This window comes from Thomasclavelia sp., assembly GCF_017889095.1.
Classification (GTDB): domain Bacteria; phylum Bacillota_I; class Bacilli_A; order Erysipelotrichales; family Coprobacillaceae; genus Thomasclavelia.
Window position 1 is genome coordinate 1 of sequence record NZ_JAGHEW010000303.1, and the last position, 22,206, is coordinate 22,206.

20 protein-coding genes are annotated in these 22,206 nt (G+C 30.2%); 5 read left to right on the forward strand and 15 right to left on the reverse strand.

Going from position 1 to position 22,206, the window contains the following annotated elements; all coding sequences use genetic code 11:
- The 5 genes from J7M77_RS13310 to J7M77_RS13330 form a co-directional block, all read right to left on the reverse strand.
- Positions 1-298: ROK family protein (locus J7M77_RS13310; RefSeq protein WP_296879390.1), on the reverse strand; the 298-nt coding region annotated here is incomplete at its 3' end.
- Between the two features lie 54 nt (positions 299-352).
- The gene (locus tag J7M77_RS13315; protein WP_296879392.1) at positions 353-1,198 is read right to left on the reverse strand and encodes an AraC family transcriptional regulator; all 846 of its coding nucleotides are present in this window, start codon (positions 1,196-1,198) and stop codon (positions 353-355) included.
- 55 nt (positions 1,199-1,253) lie between these two features.
- Entirely contained in the window at positions 1,254-2,720 is a 1,467-nt protein-coding gene (locus tag J7M77_RS13320) for a glycoside hydrolase family 1 protein (RefSeq protein ID WP_296879394.1), read from the reverse strand.
- A 17-nt stretch (positions 2,721-2,737) separates the two neighbouring features.
- On the reverse strand, positions 2,738-3,472 hold the full coding sequence (locus J7M77_RS13325; RefSeq protein ID WP_296879396.1) for an alpha/beta hydrolase-fold protein: 735 nt from the start codon (positions 3,470-3,472) through the stop codon (positions 2,738-2,740).
- Between the two features lie 3 nt (positions 3,473-3,475).
- Positions 3,476-4,768: a PTS transporter subunit EIIC gene (locus J7M77_RS13330; RefSeq protein WP_296879397.1), complete on the reverse strand. Its 1,293-nt coding sequence runs from the start codon at positions 4,766-4,768 to the stop codon at positions 3,476-3,478.
- A gap of 314 nt (positions 4,769-5,082) precedes the next feature.
- Between J7M77_RS13330 and J7M77_RS13335 the strand changes: the two genes are divergently transcribed.
- A complete protein-coding gene (locus tag J7M77_RS13335; protein WP_296879400.1) occupies positions 5,083-6,147 on the forward strand; it encodes a branched-chain amino acid aminotransferase in 1,065 nt (354 codons plus the stop codon).
- A gap of 38 nt (positions 6,148-6,185) precedes the next feature.
- On the opposite strand, the gene J7M77_RS13340 is transcribed toward J7M77_RS13335, so the two are convergent.
- The 5 genes from J7M77_RS13340 to J7M77_RS13360 form a co-directional block, all read right to left on the reverse strand.
- Positions 6,186-6,587 (reverse strand): SRPBCC family protein, encoded by a 402-nt coding sequence (locus J7M77_RS13340; protein WP_296879402.1) that lies wholly within the window; start codon positions 6,585-6,587, stop codon positions 6,186-6,188.
- A gap of 26 nt (positions 6,588-6,613) precedes the next feature.
- Complete coding sequence (locus J7M77_RS13345) at positions 6,614-7,123, reverse strand: GNAT family N-acetyltransferase (protein WP_296879404.1); 510 nt, start codon at positions 7,121-7,123, stop codon at positions 6,614-6,616.
- A gap of 8 nt (positions 7,124-7,131) precedes the next feature.
- Complete coding sequence (locus tag J7M77_RS13350; protein WP_296879406.1) at positions 7,132-7,818, reverse strand: alpha/beta hydrolase; 687 nt, start codon at positions 7,816-7,818, stop codon at positions 7,132-7,134.
- 101 nt (positions 7,819-7,919) lie between these two features.
- Positions 7,920-9,257 carry a citrate synthase gene (locus tag J7M77_RS13355; RefSeq protein ID WP_296879408.1) on the reverse strand — a complete coding sequence of 446 codons (1,338 nt, stop codon included), beginning with the start codon at positions 9,255-9,257 and terminating at the stop codon, positions 7,920-7,922.
- Between the two features lie 104 nt (positions 9,258-9,361).
- Positions 9,362-9,802 (reverse strand): GNAT family N-acetyltransferase, encoded by a 441-nt coding sequence (locus J7M77_RS13360; protein WP_296879410.1) that lies wholly within the window; start codon positions 9,800-9,802, stop codon positions 9,362-9,364.
- Positions 9,803-9,936: 134 nt separating this feature from the next.
- On the opposite strand from J7M77_RS13360, the gene J7M77_RS13365 reads away from it, so the two are divergent.
- Complete coding sequence (locus J7M77_RS13365; RefSeq protein ID WP_296879412.1) at positions 9,937-12,306, forward strand: HAD-IC family P-type ATPase; 2,370 nt, start codon at positions 9,937-9,939, stop codon at positions 12,304-12,306.
- A 56-nt stretch (positions 12,307-12,362) separates the two neighbouring features.
- A complete protein-coding gene (locus J7M77_RS13370; RefSeq protein ID WP_296879414.1) occupies positions 12,363-13,679 on the forward strand; it encodes an amidohydrolase in 1,317 nt (438 codons plus the stop codon).
- 30 nt (positions 13,680-13,709) lie between these two features.
- Here the strand turns inward: J7M77_RS13370 and J7M77_RS13375 are convergent, their stop codons facing one another.
- Positions 13,710-14,219 carry a hypothetical protein gene (locus tag J7M77_RS13375; RefSeq protein ID WP_296879416.1) on the reverse strand — a complete coding sequence of 170 codons (510 nt, stop codon included), beginning with the start codon at positions 14,217-14,219 and terminating at the stop codon, positions 13,710-13,712.
- A gap of 99 nt (positions 14,220-14,318) precedes the next feature.
- Between J7M77_RS13375 and J7M77_RS13380 the strand changes: the two genes are divergently transcribed.
- Positions 14,319-14,771 carry a GAF domain-containing protein gene (locus J7M77_RS13380; RefSeq protein WP_296879418.1) on the forward strand — a complete coding sequence of 151 codons (453 nt, stop codon included), beginning with the start codon at positions 14,319-14,321 and terminating at the stop codon, positions 14,769-14,771.
- A gap of 10 nt (positions 14,772-14,781) precedes the next feature.
- On the opposite strand, the gene J7M77_RS13385 is transcribed toward J7M77_RS13380, so the two are convergent.
- Positions 14,782-15,186, reverse strand: coding sequence for a hypothetical protein (locus J7M77_RS13385; protein WP_296879420.1), 405 nt, complete (start codon positions 15,184-15,186; stop codon positions 14,782-14,784).
- A 51-nt stretch (positions 15,187-15,237) separates the two neighbouring features.
- Entirely contained in the window at positions 15,238-16,461 is a 1,224-nt protein-coding gene (locus J7M77_RS13390; protein ID WP_296879422.1) for an Mbeg1-like protein, read from the reverse strand.
- A 228-nt stretch (positions 16,462-16,689) separates the two neighbouring features.
- On the opposite strand from J7M77_RS13390, the gene J7M77_RS13395 reads away from it, so the two are divergent.
- Positions 16,690-19,020: an HAD-IC family P-type ATPase gene (locus J7M77_RS13395; protein ID WP_296879424.1), complete on the forward strand. Its 2,331-nt coding sequence runs from the start codon at positions 16,690-16,692 to the stop codon at positions 19,018-19,020.
- Between the two features lie 18 nt (positions 19,021-19,038).
- On the opposite strand, the gene J7M77_RS13400 is transcribed toward J7M77_RS13395, so the two are convergent.
- Together J7M77_RS13400 and J7M77_RS13405 are read right to left on the reverse strand one after the other, a co-directional pair.
- On the reverse strand, positions 19,039-19,416 hold the full coding sequence (locus J7M77_RS13400) for a hypothetical protein (protein ID WP_296879426.1): 378 nt from the start codon (positions 19,414-19,416) through the stop codon (positions 19,039-19,041).
- Positions 19,417-19,426: 10 nt separating this feature from the next.
- On the reverse strand, positions 19,427-21,991 hold the full coding sequence (locus J7M77_RS13405) for a translation factor GTPase family protein (protein WP_296879428.1): 2,565 nt from the start codon (positions 21,989-21,991) through the stop codon (positions 19,427-19,429).
- Between the last annotated feature and the right edge of the window lie 215 nt (positions 21,992-22,206).

Here is a 22,206-nt window from a genome sequence, read left to right on the forward strand (position 1 = left end):
TATCACATCTAATTGACAGTTCTTTAGCTAATTCTAATCCTTTCAAATAAACAAGAGCTCCACTTGTAATCATTATTCCTCGATCAACATCAATTTTACCTGGCACGCTTAAAGCAATACCAATAATGTTATCTTTATTATAAGATAAATAAATATTTTGCAAAGTTTTTAAAAAATGTTCTTTTGATTCATACGGAGTTTTTATTTTGCCTTTTTTGGTTAGCTGACATTTTTTATTAATAAGACCATATTTAATAAAAGTTCCGCCTACATCAATTACTAATACTTTCTTTTCCATTATTTTTCCTCCTATAAAATAGGGACCCTTTGATAACAAAGCAGTCCCTATTAATCATGTTCGATAATTTTGTTTTCGGTATTTTGACGGAGTCATTAAATACCATTTTTTAAAATGATTGATAAATGCATGTTCACTTGAAAAACCACATTCATAGGCAATATCAATAATTCGTTTATTCGAACTCATCAACAAAAATTTTGCTCGATCTAATCGAAGTTTAGTAAGGTAGGTATAATAATTAGTTTTCAAATATCGTTTAAACATTAATGAGATATGTTGCGTTGTATATCCAAAATGATTAGATAAGTGCTGTAAAGAAATATCTTCACGATAATGAGTACTAACATAAAATAAAATTCGTGAAATAGTATCATTATTTTCATAAGAATCCAGGGAACTATCATAACGGCTTTCTAAAAGACACAAGGATAATAATGACAGTAAAGTTGCTTTGTACTCTAACTGAGAAGCAATATCATTTTTATTCATATTAGAAATAACTTGCGAAAAGACATCAATAAATTTAGTCCGATTTTCTACCATAAAAACTTTATCAGCCAGTATTGTTAAAGGCATATGTTGTAAGATAAACCCAATATTAATATGCATACATTGAAAACGAAAATTCCCTTTCTTTCCAATCATTTTATGTAACGCTTGCATTCCAATTACAATAATATCACCATTTTTAACTTCAAATGAACCAGATGGAGTGATAGTTGTCATATATCCATCAATAATATAAACAATCTCTAACCATTCGTGCCAATGTACATCAATAATACTATTTTGGATATTATTTCCTGCTGAATCAATAAATAAACAATATTTATTATCATCGTAATTTCTTATACTACTATCTATATCTTCATATTCTTCATCAAAAATTAATCGCATATTTATCACCGACAATCATTTTAACATATTCATAAGTATCTATCTATTTATCTTATCAATCAAGATCTTGACCATTGCTTGCAATTACTTTTTTATACCAGTAGAATGATTTTTTAGGAATTCTTTTTAAAGTCCCTTTTCCTAAATCATCCATATCAACATAAACAAAACCATACCGTTTTTTCATTTCACCCGTCCCTGCTGAAACTAAATCAATACATCCCCATGGGGTATAACCAAGTACATCAACACCATCGTATTCAATCGCTTTTTTTATTTCAATTATATGCTTTCTTAAATATTCAATTCGATAATTGTCATTTATCGTACCATCATCTTCGATTATATCAATTGCTCCTAATCCATTTTCAACGATCATTAACGGCAACTGATATTTATCATATAAACGATTTAATACTAGTCTTAATCCCTGTGGATCAATTGGCCAGCCCCATTGACTTTCTTCAAGATAAGGGTTTTTTACTCCGCCTAACTGGTTACCTCCTGATTTTTCAGTATCACTTCGCGTTGAAATAACTGCCGAATTATAATAACTAAATGAAATAAAATCAACAGTGCCCATTTTTAAAATTTGTTCATCACCATCTTCCTTTTGTAAAGTGACTTTTTGTCTTTCTAACTCTTTTAATTTATAAGATGGATAATAACCGCGACATTGAACATCATAATAAAAATCCTTAAAATCACGCGCCATTTCCATTTCTGCAATAGCATCCTGGGGATTACATGTTTCTGGATAAAATAAGATATTTGCAACCATCAATCCAATCTTAAAATCTGGATTGATTTGATGTCCAAGATATACTGCTTTAGCACTGGCTATTAATAAATGATATATAGCCTGTTGCAGTTTTTGTTGATTAGAAGCTTCTAAAATTCCTAAAGTAGTATAATCTCTTAAAAAATTAATTTCATTAAAAGTTAACCAGTATTTAACTTTATCTTTATATCGTTTAAAGATAGTTGTACAATAATTGAGAAAAAAATCGATTGTTTTACGATCTAACCAGCCTTCATATTGATGTGCTAAATGCAATGGTAAATCAAAATGATTAATTGTTACTAATGGTTCAATTCCATATTTAAGACATTCATCGAAAATTTCATCGTAAAATTTCAACCCTTCTTCGTTTGGGTTTACATCATCACCATTAGGAAAAATTCTTGACCAGTTGATCGACATTCTAAAAGTTTTAAAGCCCATTTCCCCCATCAAAGCAATATCTTCTTTATAATGATGATAAAAGTCAGTTGCTACATGGCTAGGATAATATGTATTTTTATCAACAATTGCTTTGGCTCCTTGAGGAATATCTTCAAAACGAGTAATTTCTTTTTTTGTGCCATCTTTCAATTCTATAATAATTCGACGTGGTTGCTGTTTATCACCATTAGTAATAGTATCAGCAGTTGCCAATCCTTTACCACCACTTAAATAACCACCTTCATATTGGTTAGCTGCTGTAGCCCCACCCCATAAAAATTTATTTGGAAATACCATTATCTTCTCTCCTTTTACTAAATTTTTCTTTTTCCATTGGCATACGAATCGCTTCTTTCGATCCAGTCTAAAAATCTTTCAATGCATATATCCCAAAACCGCCACTCATGTTCGTACCCAGGAACACTGATCCATGTTAGATCTAAATCCTTTTCTTGCACCTTTTTTACAAATTCAACATTTGTATCATAAAGAAAATCTTGATCACCGCAAGTCATATAAATCGGTATATTATCTTGGCATTGATCTAAAATTTCATATAAATCAATTGGATTGCCTTCCATCTTAATTCCTGGTGAAAATGCCCCAATGGCACTATATTTGTCTGGATGACTTAACCCATGATATAAAGCCCCAAATCCACCCATTGATAATCCAGCAATAAAACTATCTTTTTTAGCAGTAGAAATTGGAAAAACTTGTCCAATAAATTCAGGTAATTCATTTTCGATAAAATCAGCAAATAAATCTTCATTTTGATCTATATATTTTTTATTTTCTCCAGAAATCATTACTACTGCAATTTGGCGTTCTTCAGCATATAATTCTACATTGGTATAACCACACCATTGCGCATGATTATTGCCAAAACCATGTAATAAATATAAAACTGGAAATTTTTTATGATAATCATGATGTATTTTTCCTTTATTCAATAAACTTTCTGGTATTGTTACTGTTGGTAAAATAATATCAACATCAACAGTTCTCATTAGTGTATACGAAATTACATTACATTGTATTTTTGCCATCTTTTAGTTCTCCGTTTCCATATTTTGTTCTTGTTTTAATGCGTTATTATCATCAATTAAAAAGAATGGTAAATACATTACAAAATGAATTGCTAAACTAATTAACCATAATAGCAGTAAGAAAATGCCACCTTGGAAAAATGTAGTAATAAATCCTGGCGTAACCCAAGGCATAGAAATTGTTGGATTAAACTCAATTGGTAAAATTCCAACTAGAAACCATGCCGTTAATCCAGAAGCTGCCGGTGAAAAAATCATTGGGATTATGTACAAAGGATTTAACATAATTGGAAACCCAAAGATAATCGGTTCATTGATATTAAAAATATTTGCAGGAATTACTAATTTACGCATTGCTTTATATTTTTCAGATTTAGCAAATAATGTTGCAATACAAAGTCCTAATGTATTACCAGCTCCACCAATTTGAACGCATGTACTAACAAGGGCAAAAACTAAATATGGCATTGTCTTTCCAGCTAAAAATGCTTCAGTATTAGCCATTGACACCATCATTAATACTGGCATATAAGGCATCAAGATTGCATTTGGATGAATTCCAAAAAACCAAATTAAATTCATTAATGAAAATACAATGATCAATGAAATCGGTGATGCCCCAAAATATGAAATTGGCTGACCAATGATAGTTGAAACCACATTAAATACATTTCCATAAGGTGTAAATGTACATGCCCATTTTAAAATAAAGACAAGTGTAAAGATAATCATCGCTACAAATGTTGGAGCTAATGACTGACTTACCATTGGCGGTACTGAATCAGGCAACTTTAACCGTAAATTTTTATTCATCAAAAAACAGTATATTCTAGGAATTAGTAATCCTAAAATCAATGCTAAGAAAATTCCATCACTACCCATATAATCAGTAGCTAGTGAAGTAACAGAACTACCTGTATTATCAGTAAATGTTTGAATTGGCATCAAGATAATAAATGCAGCCGTAGCCATAACTGCACCAATAATCCCCTGTTCTCCTTCGTTTCTAGTAAAACAATATCCGATTGCACCAACTACATAAATAGCCAATAATGAAAGAGTTAATGACACGACTTCTTGTCCAACAGCATACAATCCAGTGCTATTTAAAAATTCTATCCATGGATCGATCGGTAAATTTGATAAAACTGCTATAACTGCTACTCCTAAAGTAATTGGCATAGTGCACATAAAACCTTCTGTCAAAGCTTTAATATATTTACTGTTTGCCACCATTGCTGCAAATGGTCCAACTACTTTTTCTAAGCCTGCTTGAAGCTTATTAAAAAAATTCATAACTTTTCCTCCTTTTTTAAACGTCCAGAAAAAGTTAGCGCTAATTATTTCTTTTGACTACATCAAGTATATCATTACACCAACATATCAAAATGGCTTATTTTTAACATTTTTATGCGTAATATTAAACAACAGCTTATAATTATTTTTAATTAAAGTAGTAAAATATTATAATAGATTAAATTCTTATTTACTAAAATAATTTATTACTTTGCATGATTTTCTTTATTATAATAGCCATTTAACAAAATTCTATCTTGTATCACTAATAAAATAAGAGTATACTATTAGTAAATTAAGGGGGTTATTAGATAATGGAAATTAAAATTGAAAGAGCGAAGACGCTTAAAGAAAAACCTGATCAAAATAATTTAGGTTTTGGTAACTATTTTACTGACCATATGTTTATGATGGATTATACTGAAGGAACTGGATGGCATGATGCTCGAATTGTACCATACGCACCAATTCCAATGGATCCAGCAACAATGGTACTACATTATGCTCAAGAAACATTTGAAGGATTAAAAGCATATCGTGATCCAGATGGCAATATTACTTTATTTAGACCAGAAATGAATGCACGCCGGATGATTAATTCAAACAGACGTATTTGTATGGCAGAACTTCCAGAAGATATGTTTGTTGAAGCGGTTGAAGCAATTGTAAAATATGAACAAGACTGGATTCCAACTGCTAAAGATACATCATTATACATTCGTCCATTTATGTTTGCTAGTGAAGCTGGTGTTGGGGTTCATCCTGCTAAAACATATACTTTTGTAATTATTCTTTCACCTGTAGGAAATTATTATCCAGAAGGAGTTAATCCAGTTAAAATTTGGGTTGAAGATGAATATGTTCGAGCTGTAAAAGGTGGAACTGGTTTTACTAAATGTGGTGGTAACTATGCTGCAAGTATTGCTGCTCAAGTTAAAGCAGAATCTCATGGTTATACTCAAGTATTATGGTTAGATGGTGTTCATCGTAAATATGTAGAGGAAGTAGGAACAATGAATGTAATGTTTATCATTGATGGAAAAATTGTTACTGCACCATTAGAAGGATCTGTTTTACCAGGAGTTACTCGTGATTCTATTATTCATATCTTAAAAGATTGGGGATATACTGTTGAAGAACGTGAATTAAGCATTGATGAATTAATGGAAGCTGGAAGAAATGGAACATTGACAGAAGCTTTCGGTACAGGAACAGCAGCAGTAATTTCTCCAGTAGGACAACTTTATTACAAAGGTGAAGAAGTTGTAATCAATGATGTTAAAACTGGTGAATTAACTCAAAAATTATATGATACTTTAACTGGGATTCAATGGGGCCGTTTAGAAGATAAATACGGTTGGGTACGTCATATTAAATAAGGACATATTAAAACTACTGGGCTGCCAGTAGTTTTTATTTACTTTGTTTTTAAATATTTTTTTAGATCTTCTACAAAAAGGATTTGCTGTTTTTTTAAATATGATTTTACAAATGGTTTCATATACCATTTTTTTGCTATTACATTTTCAGTAAAATCTATTTTAGTTAAGTTTTCGATAGTGCTAAAATTACCAATCCAGTGCCCTTTCATATTGCCATTTTCCATATCAAATTCTAAATGTTTATATTGATCCATTACAGTAATAGTAAATTGAGTAGGATAATTTTCTTTTGTATACTCAACAAACTGCTTTTCATTGATAATTTTTGTTTTACTTAAATCACTACGCCATAAATGATATTTATCAACAGCCAAAATAGCATTCCAAACTGTCTGAATATCACTACAGATAACATCCTGGATATTTGAACTTGCCAATTTTAATTCACCCTTTCTATTAAACTTTAATTAAGTACTATTTCAAAACCATATTCATGTAAGATCAAATCTTGATCAATAATTTCATCATAATAGCCTTTTGCCTTGGTAAAACCATTTTTGAGATATAAATTAATTGCTGGTTTATTTATATCCACAACAAATAGTCGTAAATACTGAGCACCTAATCTTTTAGCTTCTTCCATCGCTTTTTTAAGCATTAAAGTACCAGTTCCTTGGTTTAAATAATTTACATTGACACCAAAACGATCCAAATATAAAACTTTATGATTTTCACTTTTCCACTCTATTGACGATTCACCTTGATTAGTATTACATAAAGCAAATGCCGCAATAATTTCATCACTTTCAAGTAAGATATAAAGACGCTTATTGTTGATATCTTCACTAAAGAACTCACAAGGATAAATATCATCCCATATCGCTATTTGATGATCATTCATATTACAGACTATATCTTGATAGACAGTTTTAAGTTGTGGCAAATCTTGCATAGTTGCTAATCTAAAATCCATTTTAATTTTTATATAACCTTTCTTAAAAACTTAGCTACCTCATCATTAAAAGCCGTTGCCTGTTTATTAGCAATAAAATGATCACCTTTAATGATTACTAACTTTGAATTATTAATGTTTTTAGCAATTTGTTTAGTATGACTATCTTTGATCATATCATTAGTTCCGGCTATTACAAGAGTAGAAACATTTATTTGATGTAAATCTTTGACATTTATATTAGGCTGATTAACCATTAAATTTAATAATTCCATATTGTGTTTTGCTTCTTTAGATTTTTTTGCAAATATTTTAGTAATTCGATATCCAATTTCAATTGGAATTTGCACCTTTCTTTTAACACCACTTGCATCTAAATTTCCACCATTTAAGATTAATGCAATTACTTTATTAGGATATTTCATCACAAATTTCATTGCGATATTAGCACCATCAGAAAATCCTAAAATAATTGCTTTATCTAATTTTAATTTAATCATAAACTCATTTAAATCATCGGCAAATTGTTCAATTGTAAAGGGCTTAGTGCCTCTAGGTGTTTTTCCATGTCCCCTAGTATCAATAGCAATTACATGATATTGGTCAGAAAAATAATCAATTTGTTTTGCAAAATAATTACTATCTTCACCGTTACCATGTAAAAAAATAAACGGAATTCCTGTTCCTTTTTCTTGATAAAATAATGAAATATCCATTATATTAGCTCACTTTCTTTTACACTACATCTTCTATTTATTATAACACAATCTATAGATAACACCATTTTAAATAAGAAAAAAGAACACTGCTGTGTTCTTTAACGATCTTTTAATGAAACATAATCTCTTGTTTCACCGACATATTTAGCGGCAGGACGAATAATTTTATCAGCATATAATTTATTTTCAATATTATGAGCTAACCAGCCTACAGTTCTACCAACAACAAACATTAATGTATACAGTTCACGTGGAATTGATAACATATCATATACTAATCCACTATAAAAATCAACATTAGCACAAACATGAATATTTTTTCGTTTTTCAATGGCTGCAATCGCCATTTTTTCAAACCGATGATAGAAATCAAATTCTGCTTTTCGGTTTTTCTCTATAGCTAATTCTTTACATTGTTCCCTCAAAATTTCACAACGAGGATCACTTAAAGTGTAAACAGCATGACCAATTCCATAAATCAATCCGGTATTGTCATTAAATTGTTTATCTAGAATTTTTTCAATAATTTCATTAATTTGTTCGTCACTAGCATTTAAACCAATTTGATCAATTACTTGTTGCATTTGATTCATTACCGCTAAGTTAGCCCCACCATGACGAGGACCTTTCAATGAACCAATCGCTCCAGCAAAACTAGAATAAATATCAGTACCTGTAGAACTAATTACGACATTAGTAAAAGTTGAATTGTTTCCTCCCCCGTGATCAGCATGAAGAACTAAACACATATCTAATACTTCAGCTTCTTTAGCCGTAAATTGTTTATCATCTCTTAACAAATACAAAATATTTTCAGCAATTGATAAATCAGGTCGAATATGATGAATAAATAAACTTTCATTATCAAAATAATGCACTTTAGTTCGATATGCATAGCAAACAATTGAAGGAATCTTAGCAATTAGATTTAATCCTTTATACATTGTTTCCTTTGGCGTTATGTTATCAGGATCATCATCAAATGAATAAAGCATTAACACTTCTTGTTGTAATTTGTTCATTAGATTTTCAGATGGAAAACCTAAAATTTTTGATTCCAAATAATTTGCCGGAAGTTCATACCGCTGTGAAATTTCTTGTTTAAACGCTTCTAATTCTTTTTCATTAGGTAAGTAACCAAAAATAATTAAAAAACATGTTTCTTCAAATAAAAATCTTTGACCCTTCTGCCGTTTATTAATGATATCCGAAACAGCAATTCCACGATAATATAATTCCCCTTTACAATCAATTTTTTTATTATTTTCTTTTTTATATCCTACAACATCTGCAATCTTAGTTAAACCTACTAAAACCCCTGTCCCGTCTTCATTTCTTAAGCCTTTTTTTACGTCATATTTTGAATACAATTCATTATCAATTTTATTGTCGCTATATTGCGCTTTTTGAATAAATTTATCAATGAATTCACTCATACAAACACCTCCTAAAAATATAAGTAGGACTATTATAGCACTTATTTAATAAATTGTATACAATTTATTGTATACAATTACTGTTTAATTTATAATCTATAGCACTAAATATCTTTCTTATATACTCTTTCTATACTCCCGTGTTTGTTTTTTTGTAGATCAAACAAATAAAAATCAAATTTCTCATATAAATTTTCATGATCAGTAACTACATAAACCGCTTTAAAATGCAATTTTTTTAGATATATAATTGCCTGCTCTATCATTTTTTGACTCAATCTTTGTCCACGATAATTACTATCAACAAAAATATAACCAATAAATGGAAAATAACTTACATTGTCAATACTATCTTTTTTACTAATAGTACAAAAAGCAATGATTTTATCGTTATCCTTAACAATTAATACTCTTTGCCAATCATCAAAATAATTTATATGCATTTTTTTAGCTAACGAAGCTCCAGCTTTCCAGTTGCACTTTTTAGCGTATTCAATTGTTTCTTGCCATTGTTGATCATTTGCTGTTATTAATTTAAATTCCAATTTGATCACCTCAATACTATATTTTAAATTTTTTATATCAATTTGCAAATATAAATCACGATTAAGTTAAATTAATATTTGTAGTTATTGTTTTAAATAAATATTTAAGATAAAATAGAAAAAAGGAGAATTTTATGAAAATAAATAATCAAGAATATCACGGATTAACTAATGAAGAAGTTATTCAAAGAATAAATGATGGAAAATCAAATATCGTAGATAACAAAATTACAAAATCATATAAACAAATATTTTTAGATAATACAATTACCTTTTTTAATATTTTAAATGTTAGTTTATTTGCTTTAATTGTTTTTGTAAACTCATATAAAGATACATTATTTATCTTTATTATCTTTATTAATACGATTGCTGGAATTTATCAAGAAATCAAAGCAAAACGAACCTTAGATCGTCTATCAATCTTAACTACATCACATGTTGATGTAATTCGAGATGATGAAATTCAAGAAATCGAAGTTGATAAAATCGTTTTAGATGATTATCTGGTCTTATCAACCGGAACACAAATTCCTGCCGATTGTGTTTTAATTGACGGTTATATGGAAACTAATGAATCATTGTTAACTGGTGAATCTGATCCGGTTTTAAAACGAAATGGCGACAAACTGTTTTCTGGAAGCTTTATTACTTCCGGTAGAGGAATATGCAAAGTAATTCATGTTGGTGAAGATAGTTACATGAATCAAATCACAAAAGAAGCAAAAAAGCTTAAAAAACATAATTCTGAATTAAATCGTTGTTTAAATATTATCTTAAAATATATTAGTATTGTCATTCTTCCTATTGGCGGTTTATTATTTTTGAAACAATTTTTCTATGCCCATCAAGAATTTAGCAGTGCTGTAGTAAGTACTGTTGCTGCTATTATTGGAATGATTCCTGAAGGATTAGTGCTTTTAACCAGTGTTGCTTTAACCATCAGCATTTTGCGCCTAGCCAAACAGCAAACACTAGTTCAAGAATTATTTTGTATTGAAACATTAGCTCGTGTTGATGTGTTATGTCTTGACAAAACGGGAACAATAACTGAAGGAACGATTAAAGTTGAATTTGATATTAAAGTAAACAATGTAGAACTAGATGAAATAATTGGAAATCTAATGCATTCACTTGATGATGATAATGTTACATCTAAAGCGTTAAAAGAACACTATATGCCAGTTAATACTTTTAAGCCTTATTATGTTATTCCTTTTAGTTCTGATCGTAAATATAGTGGTACTTCTTTTTATGATCAGGGAACTTATTATATCGGTGCTTATCAGTTTTTATTTCCAGGTGGCAATGAGTTACTTGAAGAAAAATGTAGCGATTATGCTAGCCAAGGCTATCGTGTTTTAGTTTTAGCACATAGTAAAATCATGATCGATGATTCAAACAGTAAATTACCTGATGATTTAACACCATTAGGAATTGTTATTTTGAGTGATACAATTAGAGAAGACGCTAAAGAAACACTAGCTTACTTTTATGATCAAGGCGTTGATTTGAAGATTATATCTGGTGATGATCCTATTACTGTTGCTTCTATTGCCAAAAGAGCAGGTTTGAAAAAAGCTGATTTGTACTGTGATGCTTCATTATTAAATGATGCAAACGAAATGTTAGAAGCATTAAAACAATATTCAGTTTTTGGGCGGGTAACTCCTCAACAAAAAAGAGAAATGGTTGTTTTATTAAAAGAACTGGGGCATACTGTTGCTATGACTGGTGATGGTGTAAATGATGTACTTGCCTTTAAAGAAGCAGATTGTTCGATTGCTATGGCTTCTGGTAGTGATGCAGCTAAAAATGCAGCTAATCTTGTACTATTAGATAATAATTTTGATGCAATGCCTCATATTGTTGATGAAGGACGACGAGTAATTAACAACATTTCAATGTCAGCGTCAATGTTTTTGATCAAAACGATCTTTTCAACTATCTTAGCAATTACAACGATTATTTTTGGTCAGGCCTACCCATTTGCTCCTTCACAGTTGTCGATTATTAGTGCTTGTGGTGTGGGAATTCCTACTTTCTTTTTAACTTATGAAGCTAACTTTCAACGAGTTGAAGGCAGCTTTTTAGAAAAAGTAACTAAGAACGCTTTCCCGTCAGCGCTTACGATTGCTATCGGTGCAACCTTAATTACTAATATTGGCTTGATGCTAGGTTATAATTCACAAATGCTATCAACTATTTGTATTTTATTTACTGGATGGAATTATAGTATTGCTTTATTGAAAGTTTATCGACCTTTATCACTTTATCGTAAAGTTATTATTTATACTACCCAGCTTTGTTATTATATTGCATTGATTGTTGGTCAAAATATTTTGGAATTAAAAGATATTAGTTTTAACTGGATGATTATTTTATTAGGGTTAGTTGCTTTTACACCTGCTTTTGTTGAAATCTCTGAATATTTATATAAAGGTCTTAAGTTTTTATATCGTCGTTTGCAAAAACATTCGAAATTACTAAAGGTTAATGAGTAAAATCCTTAACCTTTTTTTGATTAAATGTTAAAATATACTAAAGGAGAGAGAGGACTATGTATGACAAAATAAAATCACTTGCAACAATGTATTATCAAGATACTGTTAAAACAAGACGTGATTTTCATAAGTATGCTGAAAGAGGCTGGTTAGAATTTCGGACCGCTTCAATTATCGCTAGAAAACTTGATGATTTGGGGTATCAAGTTTTAGCTGGAAAAGAAATAATGCGCGATGAAGGACGAATGGGTCTACCAAGTAAACGGGTTTTAAATTTAAGTTATAAACGCGCAATTGCCCAGGGAGCCGATTTAGACTATTTAGAAAAAGTTAAAGACGGTTTTACTGCAGTTGCCGGTATCTTAAAAAATGGTCCTGGTCCTACAGTGGCAATCCGTTTTGATATTGATGCTTTAAGTATCAACGAAGATGATTCTTATGAACATTTACCAGTTAAAGAAGGTTTTGCATCTTGCAATCCTGGTGCAATGCATGCTTGTGGCCATGATGGTCATGCCGCAATGGGATTAACTGTAGCAAAAATATTAGCACAAATAAAGGAACAGTTACATGGTACGATCAAATTAATTTTTCAACCGGCTGAAGAAGGTGTTCGCGGTGCTAAATGTGTTTGCGAAAGCGGTATTTTAAATGATGTCGATTATATCTTTGCTGGTCATATTTGGACTTATGAAGATAATCATCATGATAGTGATATTTTTTTAGGAATGAACGAAACATTTGCAACTACTAAACTAGATGTTACTTATCATGGCGTTTCTTCTCACGCTGCCGGCATGCCTCAATTTGGTAAAAATGCCCTTCTATCAGCTGCATCATGTGTCTTAAATCTACACTCAATTCCTAGAAACAGTGATGGCTGTACTCGAGTTAATGTTGGAACTGTTCATGCCGGGACCGGTCGTAATGTTGTTCCAGAAACAGCTAAATTAGAAATTGAGGTTCGTGGCGAAACGACTGAATTAAATACTTATATGGAAATATATGCTCGTGATATTATTCATGGCAGTGCTTTAATGCATGATACCATTGTAGAAATTAAGGAAATGGGCAAAGCTTATGCTTTAGAATGCGATAAAAAGATGATGGACATTATCCGTCATGTCTGCCAGGAACATATCAAAAATATTAAAGTTCCAAAAAAAGATCTAAGCCCTTTAGATGGCAGTGATGATTTTTCTTATATGCTGGCAACAGTACAAGCTCATAATGGTATTGGAACTTATATGAAATTAACAACCGATCTAGCCGCTGCTCCGCATAATCCAACGTATGATTTTAATGAAGAAGTCTTGTTGAAAGGTACGATCATTTATAGCAGTATTGCTTATTATTTACTAAATCAAAACTAAAAGATAGAGGCTGTGTCCTCTATCTTTTAATTAGAAAAATTTCATGAAATCATCAACAAAAGAATCAATTCCGTTTTTAAAATCATCTTTAAAATTATCAAATTTTTCTTTTCCTTCTTCAATAATTCCATCAACTTCATCATCATTAGCATTATAAACATTACTTGCATATTCTTTGCTTGTAACTGCTAAATCTTTAATCCGATTGGAATCATCAACATTTCCGGTACTTGCTGCCTTTTCTAAATAACTGCTATGTTCATAGATTTTTTTAGCAACGTCTTTATCCTTGATATTATCAATATTTTCATTAATATAAGTTACCGCTTCTGTAACATCTTCTTGATTAACAGTATAATCGCCGTTAAAACGTTCTTCAATATCATCGTCAATTGTTGCTAGATCATTATTATCAGCCATCTCTTCACTATTTTGCTCATTACTTTCATTATTTTTAGTATTATTCATACAGCCAGATAAACTAATTGTAAATGTAAAAGCAATTAATAAACTTAAAAAAACATTTAATATTCGTTTCATTTGTATTCTCCTTTGATTAATCTATCAATATTTTTTCCAGTTTCGAAACTTTTATTCCCAAAATAAAAAAATACTGTATAATATAACCTGGTGATAAAAATGAATGAAAAACAATTAGATAGTTTATTAGAAAATATTCAATATGAAATCTCTTTATTAGCTAATACTGCTGCTTTTATCAAAGAAGCAATGGATGATGTTTCTTGGGCTGGTTTTTATTTATGTAAAGATGATAAATTGATCTTAGGCCCTTTTCAAGGTAAAACTGCTTGTACAGTTATACCGTTTGATCGTGGTGTTTGTGGTGCCTGCGCTACTAATCTTAAAACAATTCGTGTAAGTAATGTCCATGAGTTTACTGATCATATTGCATGTGACACGGCTACTAATAGTGAAATTGTTTTACCAATTTTAGTTGCTGATAAGCTTTATGGTGTTTTAGACCTTGATTCAACCAGCTATGATCGTTTTGATCAAAATGATCAAGATCAGTTAGAAAGTTTTATTAAAGTATTAGTTAAACACTTGCAAAGAGTAAAGGAAGAATTTTAAAATTCTTCCTTTAACTTTTTTTATCAAATCGAGTTTTACAAGTAGGACAAGTAATTGTAATCTTTCCTCTTCCCTTTGGTACACGAACCAGCTGTTTACAACTAGGACATAAAAAATATTTATGTTCCTTATCGTTACGGTTATTTTTAAAAACTAAATATTGTTTTTTAAATGGATTGATAAGTGCTAAAAATTTTTCATTTTCTTGACGTCTTTTATAAATATTTCTAGAATAAGTTCTAAAAATTTCTAAAATCAGCAGTAGCCAGCTTATAATTGATACAATTTCACTTTTTAAAACAAAGATATTTAAAAATAATAAAACAACTGCTGCAATTAATAAAAAAATATTCAACTGATCAGATCCATATCTTCCCGACATAAACCGATACAAAGATTCTTGCCATTTTTTCATAACTAACCCTCTTTTCAAAATATAGTCATAGTATAAAGATTAAATATTAATTTATTGTGAATTTTCATCGTGATGATTATTTTTTCGGTAGTATTTTTGATAGTTATTGCTTTCAATAATTAATGTTTTAATAAACTGAATGATAGCCGTTCTAGCCTCACCTTTTAAACTGGTAAATTCTTTTAGACCATTGATCAAATGAACAAAACTCTTTTCACTAAGATCATCGATCGTATTTAAATCCAATGCTTCTAAAATAGAAAAAGCAGCCGTAACAGCATTTTTTCGCGTATCTAAATCTATTTTTGATAGCCAGGCTTTAAACGCTTCATTCATAGCTAGACTTTCTTCACTTAAATTTTCTACCGTAACAAATTTTTTACTACTTACCTGCCAAGTAAAGCCGCTATGTTGCATTAAACCTTTGGCATTGCTTTTAACTATCACAGGTGTTTCTAAACTTTTGAGCATGATCCCAAAAACAGAATTTTCAGGAATATATTTTTTGATTTTATTAGCAATCAGATGATAATTTGTTTGCTTGATCATTTCAGCAGTAAAACCAGGACCATCGAAATTATAAATTGTCTGAATTCGTTTTTGAATCTTTTTGCTTACAACACTAGCTCCATAAACAGCTAAATTACCCCCTTTTGAATGTCCGCCAAGTATGATTGGAACACCAAATAATTTATGTTTACAATATTGATAAATTGCTTTTGATAAACTGCTATTTAAGGGGCGATTTATTATTGTTTCAACCCACGAATTAGAAAAATTGATTCTAGCGATCTTTTCTAAATATTCACCAGCTCTAATTTGGGATTGAACTGGATATAAATAAGTCATTTGAAAATCCTCTTTCCAGCCTAAAATCGTATCATCAGTTCCTCGATAAGCGATATAAACAGTCCCATCTTCCAACTTAAAAGTAAGTGCTGCAAATTGTTTAACATTTTGGTAATCTAGTTCACTTAAATAATTAGATAATTTAATATTTTTAAATCTAGCTGTTTTAGCAAGCACTTTTAATAAATTAATTGATTCTTTGATAAAAGAAAATCTATCTAGCAGTTCTTTTTCATCATTATTGATAAAAAAATCATGAGCAACATCAGCCAATGACAATGCTTGACCACTTAAAAATGAAGGTGCGCAAGTTTTAAAATCCACATAGACAAGTTCACTTAATATTAGACTGTCAATTTCATTAAATGGTTCAAGTTTCATTGACAAATCACCGCGCCATTTTAAATATTCATATATATCACTCACCTTCATCCCTCCTTAACCACTTGGATTATACCATAAGATAATCAACTTATACATATACATCTTTGCTACTTGTAATTCAATATCTATTATTGTAGAATATTATTTATTGTAGAATTCTAATTTTAAGAAAATTTAAGCTATATTTTAGTTTTTTTATGGTAGAATTTTTATGATACAATGTTATTATACTATAGTAATAACATAACAAAATATTAATGAGGTCGATTTATGAAAAAATTATCTGGTTTAAATTCCCAAGAAGTTGAACAACGTATTCTTGAAGGAAAAGTAAATGTAGCTTTTAAACCGAAAGTAAAAAGTAACTTAGAAATTATAATAAGTCATATTTTCAATTTATTTAATGCTTATAATTTTATAATTGCTGTTGCTTTGATAGCTGTTAAAGCTTATTCTAGTTTATTTTTTGTTGTCGTCGTTATTTCTAATACTTATATTCGTGCGCGTCAAGAAATAAAATCTAAAAATATGGTTGCTAAGCTTAATTTGATTGTTTCTCCAAAAACAAAGGTTATCAGAAATGGTAAAATGGAAGCCATTGATAATGAAGAACTAGTTTTGGATGATATTGTTTATTTTGAAACTGGTAATCAAATAAGTGCTGATGCAATTATAATTGAAAACTGTGTTGAAGTTGATGAGTCACTATTAACTGGTGAGGCTGATCCAATCTATAAACAGCCTGGAGATCATTTATTATCCGGCAGCTTCATTTTAAGTGGTGCTTGTTATTGTAAAATTGAACATGTAGGAAAAGACAATTATGCAAATAAAATTACCGATCAGGCTCGCAGTCGAAAACCGGTTGATTCTGTCTTATTAAATACTTTTAATAAAGTTACCCGTTATACTAGTTATTTAGTTTTACCATTAAGTATTTTAATGCTCTATCAAGCGTATATTATTCGTGATCAAAGTATTACTAGTACCATTATTAATACAGCAACTGCCCTGTTAGGAATGTTGCCAAAAGGATTAGTTTTATTAACCAGTGTTTCTTTAGCAGCAAGTGTTGTCAAGTTAGGAAAATCAAATACTTTAGTTCAAGAAATGTTTAGTATTGAAACATTATCGAGAATTGATGTTTTATGTTTAGATAAAACGGGAACTTTAACTGAAGGTAAAATGGAAATCGAAGAAGTCATTGAATTAAAAAATCCATTTAACTTTGATTTCCATCAAATAATGAGTTCATTTGTTGCTGGATCGCTTGATAATAATGTTACTTTTAAAACGTTAAAAAAATATTTTAGTGATTCGCCTCAGTACCAGACACTTGATCGGATTGCTTTTTCTTCAGCTCGTAAATGGAGTGCTGCCAAATTAGAAACGGTAGGAACCATTATTGTTGGTGCTCCTGAAATTATTAGACCAGATTTAAAATTAAGTAAGCGGATCATTGAAATGCAGCAAGGTGGTGCACGAGTTCTACTTGTTGGACATCATCAAAGTTTATCAAAATTAACTGATACTTTGTTTGCAACCGTTCCTTTAGGATTGATCATTATCAAAGATCCAATTCGAAAAGATGCTCATTCAGCGTTAAAATTCTTTAGTGATAATGATGTTGCGGTTAAAGTAATTTCTGGTGATAATCCAGCTACAGTAAGTGCAATCGCCCATCAGGCCGGTGTTGCCAATGCTAAAAATTATATCGATGCTTCCACTTTAACAACTGACCAGCAGTTAGAAGAAGCAATTTTAAATTATAATGTTATTGGCCGGGCAACCCCTTTTCAAAAACATAAAATGATCTTATTTTTACAAAAACATAAATTAAAAGTTGCTATGACTGGTGATGGGGTCAATGATGTTTTAGCTTTAAAAGATGCTGATGTATCAATTGCTATGGGATCTGGTTCTGATATAGCTAGACAAATTTCCCAGTTTGTCATTATTGACGGTAAACTAGATACATTAGTTGAAGTAGTGCGTGAGGGACGTTTGGTTATTAACAATGTCACTCGTTCAGCATCAATGTACTATTTAAAAACAATTTATACTATTTTGTTATCGATATTATCAATTGCAATTAATATTCCTTATCCATTTATTCCGTTCCAGATGACTTTATTAGATATGTTTATTGAAGGATTCCCTTCATTTATGATTTTATTCGAACGTAATATTGATAAACCAAAAGAATCAATTGGTAATCATGCAATGCGTTTTTCATTGCCTAATGCTTTAGTGATTGTCCTATCGGTTGCCGCAATTAGATTACTAGCACCGTTTTTAGATTTATCACTGGCAGAAACATTTACTATTTTATATTTTACAACGGCCTTTATCTCAATTCATATGATTTATCGAATTTATCAGCCGCTTAACTGGTATCGTGGTTGTGTCTTGATTATTGATATTATTGGTTTTATCTTATCAACACCGATTTTTTGGCCATTATTGGAAATGCATCCATTAAATGCCCAGTTAATACAAATAATTGGTATTACGATCATTATTTGTATCCCTATTTTAGTTTTAATTACTAAACAAGTCGGTCGTTATTTGGATAAAAAAAATCAAATTGAAAATGAGTAATCACAGCGATTACTCATTTTATTTATTGGCCAGATTAACTTTATTTAATAAGTTTGCATAAGCATTTTTTAATGAAACATCAAACTGTTCAGCAAACAAAATTGTACGCTCTTTTAACTGGATCATTAAACAATATTTAATTTTACGATTATTTCGTAGATCCAGCAAAGCAACTTGATCAAATAATAACATTCTTACAATATCTGATGTTTCTTTTAAAACATCAATTTCACCATATTTAATTTCAACTACCTGGCTATAAGAAAATTTTTTCTTTTTAAATAAACCGTCAACCGAAAAACCATCATCCATAATATTTAAAGTATAAATTGTTCTTTTTTTATATTCATCAATACCACCAATATAATTTAAATTATATTTATTTGTTTTTGCCATAAATCTCTCCTTATTTAGAATTAAACTTTTTAATATCCGCTAATAAATTATTACCACCGGATCTTTGTTTGCGACGATATTCTTCTAATTTTTCTTGATCTAGTTTGGTTGCTTCCAGATATAATTCTCTTGAAGAAATTCGTTTACCACCATGACCTAATACAATTAACTGCTCTAAGGCATCAGATGTTACTACAGTAATATTATATTTACTTGCAAGTTCATGAGTAGTTCGTTCAATATACATATCAGCCGTTTGGGCTTCTTTAGTATAGACAAGATAAATATTATGATATTTTTCTGTTGTCCCTAAATTATTCTTTACTTTATAAGCATCAAAAACTAAAATCAAGATACATTTTTTATAACCTTGATAATTGCACATCAAATCAATCAAACGCATTCTAGCACTATCCAAATTATCTTTAGCCAATTCTTTTAACTCAGGCCAGGAATGAATAACATTATAGCCATCTACTAAAATGCATTCAGGCTTGTAATTAAAACTAGCTGGTGTAACTAATGGCTTTTCTTTTTTTTCATTACCATTATATCGTTTACTTTGACCGTAAGTCTGTCTAAAGATAGCTTCTAACTCTTCATCTTCATCAATAATTGTATTGTTGCTTTTATTACTTTTATCAAGAATAGTAGTTTTCATCTTTTGACGATATGGTAAATGCATATAATTTGCCACTTCATCATAGCGGACATTAAAACCAGCACCATGTTTACAAAATACAGACCCGGTTGGATTCTCTAGATCGGCTTCACTGTCATAATTACTTAACGCAACGATTTCATCCTGGTTCTTACAAGGAAAATATCCTGCTAACTGATAAAATATTCGTCCTTTCCCCTGGCTATAGCTAATTACTTCATTTTGATATTCTTGCATCTTTCTTACTGGTGCCTGGCCTTCAAGCATCGTTGTTTCATCTGTTTGTTCAATAATTTTATAAGTACCATCCATTGTTTCAAGATCATAAATAGCACGACTTAAACAGCTTGCAGGAATTTCTAAACGATAATTAAAGTAAGGCTCTAATAAAACTGACTTGGTCATTTTTAACCCTTGACGAACAGCTCGATAAGTTGCTTCTCGAAAGTCACCACCTTCAGTATGTTTTAAATGAGCTTTTCCAGCAATCAAAGTTATTTTCATATCTGTAATTGGTGAACCAGTTAAAACCCCTAAATGTTGTTTTTCTTGTAAATGAGTTAGTACTAAGCGCTGATAATTAATTGCCAACTGATCTTCTTTACAATCTATTGCAAACTGTAAGCCACTACCGGCTGGTCCTGGTTCTAATAACAGATGAACCTCACTATAATGCCTTAATGGCTCATAATGCCCTACTCCTTCAACTGGTTCTAAGATTGTTTCTTGATAAAGAATTTTTCCAAAAGCAAATTCTACTTTAGTATTGAAACGATCATAGATTAATTTTTTTAATACTTCTATTTGAATTGCTCCCATCAACTGAATGTGAATTTCTTGTGAATTTGGTTCATAAACTATGTGCAGCTGCGGATCTTCTTGAGAAAGTAACGATAAGTTTTCTAACATTTTATGCTTATTACAATCTTCTGGTAAGATAATCTGATAATCTAAATAGGATCCTAAAACCGGTTTAGTCAAATCATTTTCAAATCCTAAACCTTGTCCAGCCTGGACTTTTTTTAATCCCGTAACACTACAAATACTTCCAGCTTCAATCTGGTTTACTAATTGGTATTTGGTCCCAGAATAAATTCTAATTTGATCTATTTTTTCATCAGGTAAAATCGTTTCTTTAACTTGTAAACTGCCACCAGTTATTTTTAAATGCGTCAAACGATTGCCTTGTTTATCATGGCTAATCTTGTACACTCGTCCACCAAATTGTTTGGGGTATTGTTTAAAGGTAATATAGTTAGTAAATTCCAATAAAAAATGATCAATTCCCGATAGTTTTAAAGCGGAACCAAAATAAACTGGAAATAATTGTCGATTTGCAATTTCGTCAGCTAATAATTGTTTAGAAATGGTTTGATGGTTTAAATAATAATCTAATAAGCTTTCGTTATTTAAAGCAATATTTTCAAAAAAATCATCATCCTGATTATCAAAATCATAACATTGTTCACTTAAACGCGACTTAATTTCATTCATTAAACTTTCTTTATCTTTTAAAGCAATATCCATCTTATTGACAAAGATAAATGTTGGTACTTGATAATGTTTTAACAGCTGCCAAATCGTTTCACTATGTGATTGGATACCATCAGTTCCATTAATTACTAAGATTGCATAATCTAGCACTTGTAAAGCTCTTTCCATTTCAGTAGAAAAATCAATATGTCCAGGCGTATCAATCAAAGTAATTTGTACATCATTATAATTAAAAATGGCTTCTTTAGAAAAAATAGTAATACCACGATCACGTTCTTGTTCATTATAATCCAAATACGCATCACCATGATCAACCCGGCCTAATTGTCTAATTGTTTTACTTAAATAAAGCATGCTTTCTGTAAGTGTTGTCTTTCCTGCATCAACATGAGCTAAAATTCCTAAAACTATATTTTTCATCTATAATCATCCTATTTCATCTTAATATCTTTATTATAATCATTCTATCATAAATTACAACTAAATGACAAAAAGCATGTCAAACATGCTTTTAATTCAAAACTTGCAAAAAGTTACTTTTTACATTTTATTTTGTTTCATTTAATGCCTGTAATGCTTCTTTATCTAAACGATAAGTCGTCCATTCATCTAGCGGTTTAGCATTTAACGATAGA

What these genes read in the sequence shown, in the direction of transcription:
- J7M77_RS13380 (WP_296879418.1), top strand. Translation starts at nt 14,319, where the DNA reads ATGAATGAAAAACAATTAGATAGTTTATTAGAAAATATTCAATATGAA.
- J7M77_RS13335 (WP_296879400.1), top strand. Translation starts at nt 5,083, where the DNA reads ATGGAAATTAAAATTGAAAGAGCGAAGACGCTTAAAGAAAAACCTGAT.
- J7M77_RS13330 (WP_296879397.1), bottom strand. Translation starts at nt 4,768, where the DNA reads ATGAATTTTTTTAATAAGCTTCAAGCAGGCTTAGAAAAAGTAGTTGGA.
- J7M77_RS13385 (WP_296879420.1), bottom strand. Translation starts at nt 15,186, where the DNA reads ATGAAAAAATGGCAAGAATCTTTGTATCGGTTTATGTCGGGAAGATAT.
- J7M77_RS13370 (WP_296879414.1), top strand. Translation starts at nt 12,363, where the DNA reads ATGTATGACAAAATAAAATCACTTGCAACAATGTATTATCAAGATACT.
- J7M77_RS13350 (WP_296879406.1), bottom strand. Translation starts at nt 7,818, where the DNA reads ATGGATATTTCATTATTTTATCAAGAAAAAGGAACAGGAATTCCGTTT.
- J7M77_RS13320 (WP_296879394.1), bottom strand. Translation starts at nt 2,720, where the DNA reads ATGGTATTTCCAAATAAATTTTTATGGGGTGGGGCTACAGCAGCTAAC.
- J7M77_RS13355 (WP_296879408.1), bottom strand. Translation starts at nt 9,257, where the DNA reads ATGAGTGAATTCATTGATAAATTTATTCAAAAAGCGCAATATAGCGAC.
- J7M77_RS13365 (WP_296879412.1), top strand. Translation starts at nt 9,937, where the DNA reads ATGAAAATAAATAATCAAGAATATCACGGATTAACTAATGAAGAAGTT.
- J7M77_RS13375 (WP_296879416.1), bottom strand. Translation starts at nt 14,219, where the DNA reads ATGAAACGAATATTAAATGTTTTTTTAAGTTTATTAATTGCTTTTACA.
- J7M77_RS13400 (WP_296879426.1), bottom strand. Translation starts at nt 19,416, where the DNA reads ATGGCAAAAACAAATAAATATAATTTAAATTATATTGGTGGTATTGAT.
- J7M77_RS13405 (WP_296879428.1), bottom strand. Translation starts at nt 21,991, where the DNA reads ATGAAAAATATAGTTTTAGGAATTTTAGCTCATGTTGATGCAGGAAAG.
- J7M77_RS13395 (WP_296879424.1), top strand. Translation starts at nt 16,690, where the DNA reads ATGAAAAAATTATCTGGTTTAAATTCCCAAGAAGTTGAACAACGTATT.
- J7M77_RS13325 (WP_296879396.1), bottom strand. Translation starts at nt 3,472, where the DNA reads ATGGCAAAAATACAATGTAATGTAATTTCGTATACACTAATGAGAACT.
- J7M77_RS13345 (WP_296879404.1), bottom strand. Translation starts at nt 7,123, where the DNA reads ATGGATTTTAGATTAGCAACTATGCAAGATTTGCCACAACTTAAAACT.
- J7M77_RS13315 (WP_296879392.1), bottom strand. Translation starts at nt 1,198, where the DNA reads ATGCGATTAATTTTTGATGAAGAATATGAAGATATAGATAGTAGTATA.